General features: G+C 42.9%; 8 protein-coding genes and 2 pseudogenes. 9 read left to right on the top strand and 1 reads right to left on the bottom strand.

Annotated elements, in window-relative coordinates:
- Positions 1-326: 326 nt before the first annotated feature.
- The 6 genes from H525_RS0111395 to H525_RS0111370 all read left to right on the top strand — a co-directional run bounded on the left by H525_RS0111395 (position 327) and on the right by H525_RS0111370 (position 6,601).
- Positions 327-1,520 carry a thiolase family protein gene (locus H525_RS0111395; RefSeq protein ID WP_027416329.1) on the top strand — a complete coding sequence of 398 codons (1,194 nt, stop codon included), beginning with the start codon at positions 327-329 and terminating at the stop codon, positions 1,518-1,520.
- A gap of 82 nt (positions 1,521-1,602) precedes the next feature.
- Positions 1,603-2,790, top strand: a complete 1,188-nt coding sequence (locus tag H525_RS0111390) for a CaiB/BaiF CoA transferase family protein (protein ID WP_027416328.1) — start codon at positions 1,603-1,605, stop codon at positions 2,788-2,790.
- Between the two features lie 4 nt (positions 2,791-2,794).
- Positions 2,795-3,646, top strand: a complete 852-nt coding sequence (locus H525_RS0111385; RefSeq protein ID WP_027416327.1) for a 3-hydroxyacyl-CoA dehydrogenase — start codon at positions 2,795-2,797, stop codon at positions 3,644-3,646.
- A gap of 17 nt (positions 3,647-3,663) precedes the next feature.
- Positions 3,664-4,812: an acyl-CoA dehydrogenase family protein gene (locus H525_RS0111380; RefSeq protein ID WP_027416326.1), complete on the top strand. Its 1,149-nt coding sequence runs from the start codon at positions 3,664-3,666 to the stop codon at positions 4,810-4,812.
- Between the two features lie 30 nt (positions 4,813-4,842).
- On the top strand, positions 4,843-5,607 hold the full coding sequence (locus H525_RS0111375; protein WP_027416325.1) for an electron transfer flavoprotein subunit beta/FixA family protein: 765 nt from the start codon (positions 4,843-4,845) through the stop codon (positions 5,605-5,607).
- A gap of 25 nt (positions 5,608-5,632) precedes the next feature.
- Positions 5,633-6,601 (top strand): electron transfer flavoprotein subunit alpha/FixB family protein, encoded by a 969-nt coding sequence (locus H525_RS0111370; RefSeq protein WP_027416324.1) that lies wholly within the window; start codon positions 5,633-5,635, stop codon positions 6,599-6,601.
- Positions 6,602-6,727: 126 nt separating this feature from the next.
- Here H525_RS0111370 and H525_RS23720 read toward each other — a convergent pair.
- Positions 6,728-7,918, bottom strand: a pseudogene (locus H525_RS23720) (transposase).
- Positions 7,919-8,020: 102 nt separating this feature from the next.
- On the opposite strand from H525_RS23720, the gene H525_RS0111360 reads away from it, so the two are divergent.
- The 3 genes and pseudogenes from H525_RS0111360 to H525_RS26295 all read left to right on the top strand — a co-directional run.
- A complete protein-coding gene (locus H525_RS0111360) occupies positions 8,021-10,096 on the top strand; it encodes a (Fe-S)-binding protein (protein ID WP_027416323.1) in 2,076 nt (691 codons plus the stop codon).
- A gap of 81 nt (positions 10,097-10,177) precedes the next feature.
- Positions 10,178-10,954 (top strand): enoyl-CoA hydratase/isomerase family protein, encoded by a 777-nt coding sequence (locus H525_RS0111355; RefSeq protein WP_027416322.1) that lies wholly within the window; start codon positions 10,178-10,180, stop codon positions 10,952-10,954.
- An 85-nt stretch (positions 10,955-11,039) separates the two neighbouring features.
- Positions 11,040-11,603: pseudogene (locus H525_RS26295) on the top strand (oxidoreductase); the annotation flags it as partial.
- Positions 11,604-12,152: the final 549 nt, after the last annotated feature.

Genomic DNA, 12,152 nt, shown 5'->3' with positions numbered 1-12,152 from the left:
AGGGGCAACAGGGGGAAACGGAACCTTCCCTTGGTAGACACCTAAGGCCATTTTCCCAAAGACAGCCCAAGATCGTAAACCCTTTAACTGATGATGGTGATGGATGGAAACAAGCCACGCGCTACGCTTGTTCCCCCTTTGTGAACACTCGGAACCTTCGGTTCCTCGGTTCCCTTCGGGGCTACATCCTCCACCACTAGACATGACTTTAAATCCACATTTTCTATTATGTTTTCAAAGATCAAAAATCTAAAAAGAGCAACGACAATTCGGTTTTATGTTAACCAAATCATTCGCTGCTCTTAATATACAAGGGGGGGTTAAATTTGAAAAACGTTGTAATCATTGACTCTGTCAGAACTGCTGTAGGGAAAATTGGAGGCAGTTTGAAGGATGTGGAGGTAGACTTCCTTGCTGCAAGAGTGATTCAAGAAATCCTGTTACGTACAGGAATGGAAAAAGATGAAGTGGATGAGGTGATCTTAGGACAGGCAAAACAAAGTGCAGATTCACCTAATCTTGCCCGATTGGCTCTTTTACGTGCAGGACTTCCGGTTGAGGTACCTGGTTATACCGTACACAGACAATGTGGCTCAGGGCTTCAGGCCATCAATAATGCAGCTTTGCAAATTATGAGCGGCTTATCTGATGTGATAATAGCTGGTGGTGCCGAATCAATGAGTACAGCACCCTATTATATTCGAAACGTGCGCTATGGATTCGGTTCGGGAAATAGAGAGATTATCGATCCTAATACGGAAAGCCAACCACGTTCACAACCGATAGAGATTTATGGAAATCTGACCATGGGAGTTACAGCGGAAAATTTGGCAGAACAGTGCAAGATTTCTAGAGAGGAACAGGATGAATTTGCCCTTCGAAGTCAGAAACTTGCTCACCAAGCGATTCAGTCTGGGCGTTTTCGCCAAGAAATAGTTCCTTATGAAATCAAACAAAGAAAAGAAGTAACTTTTTTTGAGATAGATGAGCACCCACGATTAACCAGTTTGGCAAAGCTGAGTGAATTGAAATCGGTGTTTAAAGAAAACGGTACCGTAACTGCGGGAAATAGTAGTGGGCGAAACGATGGGGCATCAGCAGTTTTATTGATGTCGGAGGACGCTGCGCATAAGCGCGGGTTTAAACCAAGAGCAAAAATCATTGCTCAAGCTGTTTCAGGGGTTTCTCCGGAGATCATGGGGATTGGCCCAGTGGGGGCAACGAAGAAAGCTCTATCTATTGCTGGACTCTCATTAGATCAAATCGGTTTAATCGAATTGAATGAGGCATTCGCAGCCCAAGCACTAGCTGTTATTAAGGAGCTCAACATGGATTTGAAGAAAGTAAATGTGAATGGCGGGGCGATTGCTTTAGGCCATCCTCTTGGAGCTACAGGAGCCATTCTAATGACCAAATTATTGCACGAAATGGAACGAAGAGAAGAAAAGTATGGATTGGTCACCCTATGTATTGGTGGGGGACAAGGAATTACAACAATCGTGGAAAATATGCAAGTGTAGTTAATCGAATGGACGATGAAATTTCCCAAAATAGAATATTTTTTTGCAAATATCATTCATGAGCAAGTGGGGGGGATTTTGGATGGCAGGTCCATTAGAAGGGATTAAAGTAATAGAACTTTCGAGAACACTCGCTGGCCCTTTTTGTAGTATGCAATTGGCCGATATGGGCGCAGAAGTTATTAAGGTTGAACAGCCCGGGATTGGGGATGAAACTCGAAGTTATATTCCACCTGAAATCAATGGTGAATCTTGTTATTTTATGAGCCTGAATAAGAATAAAAAAAGCATAACGTTGAACCTCAAAACGGAAGAAGGACAACGGATTGTCAAACAACTAGTGGCAGATGCCGATGTTTTGATCGAGAATTTCCGGAACGGAACCATGGAGAAGTTTGGATTAGGGTATGACGTGCTTAGAAAAATCAACCCTCGTCTGGTGTATTGTGCAGTTAGCGGGTTTGGTCGAACGGGTCCAATGAAAGATGAACCAGCTTATGATTTGCTCATGCAAGGATTCGGCGGATTGATGAGTGTCACTGGAGAACCTGGTCGTCCCCCAGTAAAGGTCGGATTTTCTATTGTAGATTTAGCAACGGGACTATATGCATCGTTTGGGGTAGTCGTAGCCTTGCTGGCCAGAGAAAAGATGGGAAAAGGGCAATACGTGGAATCTTCTCTTTTGGATACCGTTGTATCGCTGTCCAATTATTTGGGACAGGGTGTATTAGCAACGGAAAAAGCTCCAGGTCGTTTTGGTTCCGCTCATCCTACTCTCGTTCCTTATCAAGCTTTTGAGACAAAAGATGGTTATGTCATCATCGCCGTACCAAACGATTGGTTATGGAAAAAAATGTGCGATGCTCTTGAACTTAACGATTTAAAGGATCATCCGAAATATTCAGTAAATGTGAACCGGGTTGCGAACCGTGAAGAACTCGTGGGAATTCTCACGGAATACACGAAGAGAAAAGATTCATCGGAAATCATGGAAAGGTTAAAACGTGCAGGCGTACCCAGTGGACCGATTCATGACTTGGCTCAAGTCTTGGCCCAACCTCAGGTTCAATCTCGCGAAATGATTCAAGAGGTAGAGCATCCTACAATTGGCATGCTGAAAATGCTAGGGATCCCGATTAAATTATCGCAAACGCCAGGATCCGTTCGAAAGGCGCCTCCCTTATTAGGTGAAAATACAGATGAAGTGTTAACCAATCTCGGCTATGGAATCAAAGAAATCGAAAATTTAAAAGAAATGGGGATTGTTTAACATGATCAATCATATTGCCGTGATTGGCGGCGGTACGATGGGACGAGGAATTGCCTATACCGCAGCATTAGCCGGGTTTGAAGTAACCTTACAGGACATATCTGAAGAAGCAATCGTACGGGCAAGAGAATATATCAAAACCCAATTAAATAAAAGCGTGAAAAAAGGATACGTTCAATCGAAACAGCGCGATGAGGCTATGAAAAATCTTTCTTATACTACTGGGCTGCAAGAAGCTGTAGTCAAGAGTGACTTGGTAATTGAAGCAGTATTAGAAATTATGGAACTGAAAATCAATATCTTTAAGCAAATGGATGAGTTGGCACCCGCACATGCGATCCTGGCTACCAATACTTCGACAATGAGTCCGACTGAAATCGCGGCCTCCACCAAAAGGCCTGATCAATGTGTAGCGATGCACTTCTTCAACCCAGTTCATCGTATGAAATTAATTGAAGTTATTAGAGGATTGGATACATCTGACGATACGGTACGAGTTGTAAAACAACTGGCGGAAAAGATGGGAAAAGAAACAGTCGAAGTCAATGAATTTCCCGGTTTTGTAACCAGTCGAATGAATTGTCTCATCGGAAATGAGGCCATGAACATGCTGATGGAAGGAGTGGCTTCAGCAGAAGATATCGACAAAGCCCTCAAACTTGGGTTGAATCACCCGATGGGTCCACTCGAATTGGCGGATCTAGTAGGATTAGATAGCCGTTTGCGAAATATGGAATATTTGTATCACCAGTTAGGGGAAAAGTATCGTCCATCCCCCATACTTGTGAAATACGTGAAAGCAGGACGTTTGGGAAGAAAATCAGGTCGAGGATTTTACGAATACACTACGAACTAGGAAGGAAAGTGGATATCATGGATTTCCAATTATCAGAGGATATCAAGTTTTTAAAACAAAGTATCCGAGAATTTATTGATAGCGAAGTCGATCCCCTGGCGATGGAAATAGAAGAGAAGGACGAAATTCCTGAAAAAATCATGAACATGTCTAAGGAAATGGGATTGTTTGGGCTGAGTATCCCGGAAGAATACGGCGGAACGGGTATCGGAATGGTCGGCAAGTGTGCAATTTATGAGGAATTGGGAAGAACACATAATGGCTATACCACCGTTATCGGTGCCCATACAGGTATTGGTTCTGTTGGGATTGTGGAGATGGGGAATGAAGAACAGAAGAGAAAGTATTTGCCGCCGATGGCAAAAGGGGAAATGATAGGTGCCTTTGCTTTGACCGAACCCAGCGCGGGCTCACATGCGACAAATCTGAAAACAACTGCGGTCAGAAAAGGAGACAAATACCTATTAAATGGGAGCAAACATTATATAACCAATGCTCTCATAGCGGATGTGTTTACGGTTATGGCAGTGACAGATCCATCTAAAGGAGCAAAAGGAATTTCATCCTTTATCGTTGAGAAAGACTTTTCCGGGTTAACCATTGGGAAAAAAGAAAAGAAGATGGGCCTCCATGGAAGCCATTCCGCTGAAATTTTCTTTGAAGATTGTGAAGTACCTGCTGAAAACATACTAGGTCAAGAAGGACAAGGATATGTTAATGCTTTGAAAATTCTTGCTAATGGAAGAGCAGGACTTGCTGCACGGAACTTAGGGTCTTGCGATAAGTTATTAGAGATGTCTATGGAACATGCCCATACGAGAATCCAATTTGGCAAACCGATCTTTGAACAACAAATTATCCAGCATTACTTGGCTGATATGGCTCTTGATATTGAAGCTTTGCGCAGTATGACTTATCGTGTGGCATGGATGGTGGATCAAAAAATGAAGGTCATTAAGGAAGCGGCTATGGTAAAACTGCTTGGTTCCGAAGTATATAACCGCGTGGCAGATAAAGCCGTACAGATTCACGGAGGGATTGGATACATTGCCGAATTTCCTATTGAGCGTTTTTATCGGGATGCAAGAATAACGAAAATTTATGAAGGAACATCTGAAATCCAGAAAAACATTATTGCAGCTCAGCTAAAACTTGAATATCTCTAAGTTCATAGTTTTAAGGAGGAAGTCAGGACAATGAATATTTTAGTGTTATTGAAACAGACCTTTGATACGGAAGAGAAGATTGTGATTCAAAACGGTCGGATTAATGAGGAGGGTGTAGAGTTTATCCTTAATCCGTATGATGAGTATGCAGTGGAAGAAGCCGTCAAGATCAAGGAAGATTCAGGTGCGGAAATAACGGTATTGACAGTTGGACCAGCTCGATCAGAGAGCGTTTTGAGAACAGCACTCGCCATGGGAGCTGATAAAGGGATCTTGGTTGAGTTAGAGGAAGAGGCTGATGAGTATACCATCAGCAATTATATCGTGGCAGCGATTAAAGGGAATAAGTACGATTTAATTCTAGGCGGGAATATGGCGGTGGATTCCGGATCTGGTCAAGTTACCATCCGTGTCGCCGAAAAATTAGGTATTCCGCATGTCTCTGCTATTACCAAACTCTTTATTGAAGGCAGTAAGGCAACCGTAGAACGCGATATCGAAGGAGACATGGAAGTGATTGACGTCCATCTTCCACTCTTGGCAACCGCCCAACAAGGATTAAACGAACCTCGCTATCCTTCCCTGCCCGGAATTATGAAAGCGAAGAAAAAGCCTCTTAATCGTTTGAGAGCAGAAGATCTGGGGTTATCCGAAGATGATGCAGCCCTTCGAACTTCCGTTCAAGATCAATATGTTCCGCCTAAGAAAAAAGCCGGACGTATTTTAGAAGGTGACATTGGACAACAGGTTCATGACCTTGTTCATCTGCTTCGAAGTGAAGAGAAAATAGTTTAATTAATAGATCGAGGAGTATGGATCAATGAGTAAAAAAGTATTGGTGTTTGCAGAAATTAAAGATGGAAAGTTACGTAATATCTCTTTTGAAGCTTTGACGGTAGCCCGAAAGCTGTCTCAAGGTGGTGAAGTTTCTGTATCGCTTTTTGGTTCAGGAGCATCCCGTTTTGTAACGGAAGTAAGTCAATACGGATCAAAAAAAATATATGTTCTGGAAGATGAAGCTCTTTCTGTCTATACGACGGATGCGTATGCCCAAGCTTTATGTCAGCTGATTGAGGAAGTGCAAGCCGATGTCATTCTCATGGGACATACAGCCATTGGTAAAGACTTAGCCCCAAGAGTGGCTGCAAGATTAGGCGTCGGACTGGTTTCTGACTGCACAGGGGTAGACTTGGAGAATGGTACCATTGTCTTTACCCGGCCGATTTATTCGGGTAAAGCATTCCAAAAGAAGGTATTTACCAAGGGGAAAGTGTTTGGAACCCTACGTCCGAATAACTTCGGGATACAAGAAAATCCTTTACAAGCGGAGATTATTCAGTTCCAGACGGCAATTAAAGATGTAAGAACAATGGTTAAAGAAATCGTTCGAAAAACCACGAGTGGAGTTGATCTGAGTGAAGCAAAAGTGATCATATCCGGTGGCCGTGGTGTGAAAAGCAAAGAAGGGTTCAAGCCTCTTCAGGAATTAGCAGAAGCTTTAGGGGGAGCTGTGGGAGCATCACGCGGGGCATGTGATGCGGAATACTGCGACTACTGTTTACAAATTGGACAAACAGGAAAAGTCGTAACCCCCGATTTATATATAGCTTGCGGGATTTCCGGTGCCATTCAGCATTTGGCAGGAATGTCTAACTCAAAAATAATCGTGGCTATCAACAAGGATCCGGAAGCGCCAATTTTCCAAGTAGCGGACTACGGAATTGTAGGCGATTTATTTGAAATTGTTCCTCTTTTAACAGAAGAATTTAAAAAGGTACTTGTTTCATAGTTAAATGAGCATTTTGCAAAAATCCGTTTTTGGATAAAGATAGCAAAATCTAATGACGTTTGGGGTTACTAAGTGGCTGGATTCTGAAAATGGGCAGACCTTCACAATTTTAGCGTTTGCAAATTTTTAAGCTGCCGTTTGGTTCTTTCTAGAAGCAGCGGAAATGGCGGACACGAGCAGTACGATGGCATTTAGATACTGGTGAGTTGTTACTTTCTGAATGCCCCAGACATGCAGGCCATCTGCTGTAAGGTAGGTTTTCAATCTGGAATTGCATCGTTCCACACTGGTACGTTCGTTGTAAAGCTCCTTCCAGCGTTTTGTATCCCGATGAGGTCTGCTAAATCGTCGGAGATCATCCTTTGCATCTACTTTGACGACCATGTCATAGTTGGAAGAAGAGCAGGCGCTCATGCCTAACGGGCAATCCACTTTGCCCGTGGCGTGAGGACAACGAAACTTCAAGTGATCACCGTCAGCGCCCCAATAAGTCATCGCGAATCCCATGGAACAGCAAGGCGTTCCGTTTGTTGTCATCCCAGCAAGAGGTTCTTTCTCTCCACGGGGATTAAGTGGAATAATGGCTTCCGCCTTCACGTTCCGGGCAGCTTCGTAAACTTTCATTTGATCGTAGCCCACATCGAGCAGGAAGAATCGCGTGGTTTTTTGGGCAGCTACTTTGTCCATCAGACCCGGTGCCATTTCCCCATCATTGACATGAGCCGGCGTAACTTCCAGTGCGAGCGGCAGATCGCTTTTCGTATCAACAGCCATATGGAGTTTATAACCGAACCAAGTGACTTTGTTGCCGAACGAATCCAGTTTTGCGCCCCAGTTCGCATGGCCTGTCAACTCACTTTTTCGTTTAGGATTTCTTCTCGTAAGCATGGATGGCAGCGCTATTGATCGCAACGTGCTGCCGTCGATGATGCCGTCTTGCTGACAGCGTTTGACCAATTCCTCGAACAGCTGCTTAGCTAAGTTCTTCTTCGTCAACTCGGCGAATACGCGACTTAACGTGGAGATAGATGGAGCTTCGCGATCAAGCGGGAGTCCGCACTGATAGCGAATTCGAAGATCTGTTTCCAATCGATGATGCAAGCCGGTAAACGTTGTAATGTGCTCAAGCGGCGCAGCCAGGAGTGCGCGTAGAACTCCTTCTCTACAATGGCCGTCGGCACCACGGGGTGATCGACTTCGCAGTTCTTTTGCATAGGGTTTTAGATCAAGAACACTAAAAAAGATCGGCAATCGTTTTTTGATTGCATTTTTAACAGTTCTTTCTGGTGAATTAAAATCTAATGTGTATCTAGTAATTACTTACAATTTTAAATCAAATAATAGAACGTTTTCCTAGTTTATTATTTGATCCGGAACGTAAGGAAAGTGAATAAGAATCGACAATGGAGGAAGAACTGAATGTTATCACTAGTAAATTTCCTTGCTTTCCTAACCGTAACAGGCTATGCCGTCTATTTGTTTGCGTATCTAGTATATTGCCGTGTAACCTTCATTAAGTTGGGGAAAAAGAGCAATCTGAAAGAAGATGCGAGTGTTCGAATGAATGAGGTATTAATCAATGTATTTGGACAGAGAAAGCTGTTGAAGGATTCGAAAAGCGGCAGCATGCATGTCATTATGTTTTACGGCTTTCTGATTCTTCAATTGGGTGCCATCGAATTGATTATAAAAGGATTTATCAAGGGATTTGCTTATCCTCTTGGGGCGGCTCATCATTTTTTTAGCTTAACGCAGGAAATAACGACCTTTCTGGTTTTGCTGGCAGTCCTTTACGCCTACTACCGCCGCTATATCGAAAAGCTGAAACGCTTAAAGCGTGGGCTTAAATCAGGTCTTGTCATTATTTTCTTAACGACTTTGATGATGTCGATTTTCTTATCATTGGCCTTTGAACAGGTGTGGATTGGTTATGAAGGGTTCAATGCGTATGCTCCGTTCTCATCGACCATCGCTGGATGGTTTGCAGGCGTTGGTCAAGGTGCGGGTGGAGTACTGTTCTATGTTTTCTGGTGGATTCACCTCTTGACACTGCTAAGCTTCTTGGTTTATGTTCCTCAATCCAAGCATGTCCACTTAATTTTTGGACCTGTGAATGTGTATCTCAGAGACACCAAGCCGGTAGGAAAGCTAACTTCTATTGATTTCGAAGATGAATCTCAAGAATCCTATGGAATGAGTAATGTTGTAGATTTCCGTCAGAATCAATTAATAGACCTTTATGCCTGTGTGGAGTGTGGACGCTGTACCAATATGTGTCCGGCTGCCAATACCGGGAAGACACTCTCACCGATGGATTTGATTGTCAAAATGCGTGATCATCTTACAGAACATGGGGCTGCCGTCACCTCCCGTACACCATGGATGCCAAGCTTTGCTTTTAAGAATACAAAGGCAAACCAATTGGCCTTGCAAGCCGGAGTGGTAACATCCTCCAACGAAGTGGCAGCTACTATAGAAATGCCGAGATTGATTGTTGATGTCATTACTGCAAAAGAATTATGGGCTTGTACAACTTGTCGCAACTGTGAAGACCAATGTCCAGTGGCCAACGAACATGTAGAAAAAATCGTGGATATGCGTCGTTATTTAGTGCTTACCGAAGGGGATATGCCACATGAAGCTACACGATACTTCCAGAATGTCGAAAGACAGAGCAATCCTTGGGGGATCAATCGCAAAGAGCGGATTAAGTGGCGCGAAGAACGTGAGGATATTGATGTGCCTACGGTTCATGAGGTAGAGGAATTTGATTACTTATTTTGGGTTGGATCAATGGGTTCATTTGATAAACGGAGTCAAAAGATTGTCCAATCATTCGCAAAGATCATGAATATAGCAGGTGTAAAGTTCGCCATTCTTGGGAATGAGGAACGCAACTCTGGTGACACGGCGCGTCGCATGGGGAACGAATTTTTGTTCCAGCAGCTGGCTCAAGAAAACATCGCCATCTTTCAGACCTATGAAGTGAAGAAAATTGTTACGATTGATCCTCATGCTTATAATACGTTCAAGAATGAGTACCCTGAATTCGGATTGGAAGCGGAGGTTTATCATCATACGCAGTTGATCCATCAGCTGATCAAGGAAGGTAAAATTAAGCCGAAGAAGGAAGTCAATGAGATGATCGCCTACCATGATTCCTGCTATTTGGGCCGATATAATAACATCTATGATATTCCGCGTGAGATTTTGCTTTCAATTCCGGGGGCTAAACTATTGGAAATCAAGCGTAATCGCGAAGATGCCATGTGCTGTGGAGCAGGCGGCGGGATGATGTGGTTGGAGGAAATGCAAGGAAAACGGATTAATATAGAAAGAACAGAACAAGCTCTACGTCTGAATCTGACTACGATCGGAAGCAACTGTCCTTATTGCTTAACGATGTTGAGTGATGGAACGAAGGCAAAGGAAGTAGAAGAGCAAGTAAAAACATTAGATATCGCAGAGATTGTTGAGCGTTCAATAACATGCTAAGGGTTACGTATAGGAATTACCCATTTCAGGTGGGCAGCTATTCAAAGTTGGAGCGGTAGTTACAAAGGAGATGGAATCGACATGAACTATGAGAATGTTTTGGTAGAAAAAGAAGAGAAAATTGGAATTATTAGAATCAACCGACCGGATGTTAGAAATGCATTGGATGGTCAAACCTTAAAGGAAATAGAGCATGCCTTGGAAACCTTGGAGAATGATAAAAAAGTAGGAGTAATTGTATTTACCGGAGCCGGGGAAAAATCATTTGCGGCAGGAGCGGATATCAGACAGCTAAGTGAAAAACAATCCTTAGACGCTCTAATCCCTGGGATGTCAGCTGTCTATCGCAGGATTGAAAATTGCAATAAAGCAACGATTGCGGCCATAAACGGATTTGCCCTAGGCGGGGGCTGTGAGCTGGCCATGGCCTGTGATATTCGTATCGCCGCTGATCATGCAAAAATCGGGTTACCGGAACTAAATTTATCCATTATTCCGGGAGCAGGCGGAACCCAACGATTAGCCCGAATCATTGGAAAAGGTCGAGCGTTAGACATGATTTTGACGGGAGAAATATTGTCAGCAAATCAAGCGAGGGAGGTTGGTTTAGTATCTTCGGTTGTACCCATAGAAGAACTATGGCAGGTTGTGAAAGAAAAATCAGAAAAGATTCTAATGAAGGGACCTCTTGCAGTCAGAATGGCTAAACTCGTTATCAACCGCGGATTCGATATGGATATGGACACAGCATTAATGATGGAAAAATTGGCGCAAGCTATTTTGTTTGGCTCTTCCGATAAGAATGAGGGCACACAGGCCTTTCTTGAAAAAAGGCAAACCCTCTTTACAGGAATGTAAATAAAGTACCGAAGTTGGAAAATGGAAAAGAAGCAATTTAGGTACTCACATGCAAAGGAGGAAGTCAAATGTTGTTTAGCCCCTAATAAAAGGGTTGCAGTTAAAGAACCGAATTGTAATGCCTCCCATGTGTCAGTATTCGGTTGATGCAAAGGATGGAAAACCGAATGACTGGCATTTTGTTCATTATACATCGCGAGCGCTTGGCGGAACCGGTCTAATTATCGTGGAAATGACAGGTATTGAACCTGATGGGAGAATCACCGATTTTGACCTTGGCATCTGGTCTGATGATCATATACCGGCTTTTTCTCGTATTGTTCATTAATGTCATAAGCATGGTGCGAAAATTGGGATACAGCTTGGTCATGCCGGACGGAAAGCTAAAGACGCAAAAATACCGGTTTCATCAACATCCGAAGCTTTTGATTCAATGTATAAAGAACCCAAGGTTTTAAGTACGGACGAAGTTAAAATGACGGTAGAAAAATTCAAAGACGTTGCCAGACGTGCTATTATAGTTGGGTTTGATACAATAGAACTTCATGGTGCCTATGGATATCTGATTCACCAATTTCATTCGCCATTCATTAATCAACGCTCGGATGAGTACGGAAAAGATTTTTCCAGATTTGGTGTTGAGGTCATTTAAGCAGTAAAAAGGCTGGAATAAAGACATGAATGCTACTGTTCCATATGCCATGGCAGTTTCATTTGAAGCAGTACAACAGGACATAGAAATTTACTTACCAATTGCAATTGAAAACGAAGTTGAAATTGAAGTTTAGTAATGTTAGTATATGAAGTCAAATCCTAGTAGGATAATTCCCAAAATACTCAACATAATATGGAAGCAAAAAGTGGTTCTGCACAGTCACTGTTCGACGTGCCGAAAATCCTTTCAATGAATCAGGGTACCCTTTTTTGCGGGCGCCCTAAAAATTTGCCTCTAGAATGATTTGGGTTATAAAACTCCTCAGTCGGTAGAAGAGCACATAAAACAATCAGTGTAGAGTCCCCTTTTTTTTGTGTCCAAGATATTGACTCGAATGCAATCCGAACACAAATTAATTGGTTAATTCAGTAAACAAACCTTACATATATCCTTCCTTAGCCTCTCCTGCAGTTTTTTGAGCAAAGCCTGATCCAAATCTCAGGAGGTATGCAACGGATGGGTTCTTTTTTTATTTTTGTAAAG

Origin of the sequence: Aneurinibacillus terranovensis DSM 18919 (assembly GCF_000430625.1) — a bacterium.
Classification (GTDB): domain Bacteria; phylum Bacillota; class Bacilli; order Aneurinibacillales; family Aneurinibacillaceae; genus Aneurinibacillus_B; species Aneurinibacillus_B terranovensis.
Note: the sequence above shows the minus strand (reverse complement) of the source record. Positions and strands in the feature narration are given on the sequence as shown.

What these genes read in the sequence shown, in the direction of transcription:
- H525_RS0111390 (WP_027416328.1), top strand. Translation starts at nt 1,603, where the DNA reads ATGGCAGGTCCATTAGAAGGGATTAAAGTAATAGAACTTTCGAGAACA.
- H525_RS0111380 (WP_027416326.1), top strand. Translation starts at nt 3,664, where the DNA reads ATGGATTTCCAATTATCAGAGGATATCAAGTTTTTAAAACAAAGTATC.
- H525_RS0111375 (WP_027416325.1), top strand. Translation starts at nt 4,843, where the DNA reads ATGAATATTTTAGTGTTATTGAAACAGACCTTTGATACGGAAGAGAAG.
- H525_RS0111370 (WP_027416324.1), top strand. Translation starts at nt 5,633, where the DNA reads ATGAGTAAAAAAGTATTGGTGTTTGCAGAAATTAAAGATGGAAAGTTA.
- H525_RS0111360 (WP_027416323.1), top strand. Translation starts at nt 8,021, where the DNA reads ATGTTATCACTAGTAAATTTCCTTGCTTTCCTAACCGTAACAGGCTAT.
- H525_RS0111355 (WP_027416322.1), top strand. Translation starts at nt 10,178, where the DNA reads ATGAACTATGAGAATGTTTTGGTAGAAAAAGAAGAGAAAATTGGAATT.